At 77.4% G+C, this 252-nt stretch carries 1 protein-coding gene; it reads right to left on the minus strand.

What is annotated here, in order from left to right:
- Positions 1-252 (minus strand): methyltransferase domain-containing protein (locus ACQP60_RS20925; RefSeq protein ID WP_429736582.1); only part of this gene is annotated, 252 nt, incomplete at both ends.

Genomic DNA, 252 nt, shown 5'->3' on the forward strand with positions numbered 1-252 from the left:
CGGCCATCGCGGCGTCCGCGTCCAGCCCGACGACGGTGGCGCCCGCGCGCCGCAGCCGGTCGACCAACAGGCCGGTGCCGCAGCCGACGTCGAGCGCGCGGCGCCGGCGTCGCGGCAGCCGCCGCAGGATCCAGCCGTGGACGTGGTCGTTGTGGTTCCACGGGAAGCGGTCGTTGAGCCGGCCGAGCCAGCGCCCGCCGGCGCGGACCAGCGGGTTCGTCGTCGTGCGCGGGTCGAGCTGCGTCCTTGGTG

Source organism: Isoptericola variabilis, assembly GCF_050311655.1.
GTDB lineage: Bacteria > Actinomycetota > Actinomycetes > Actinomycetales > Cellulomonadaceae > Isoptericola > Isoptericola variabilis.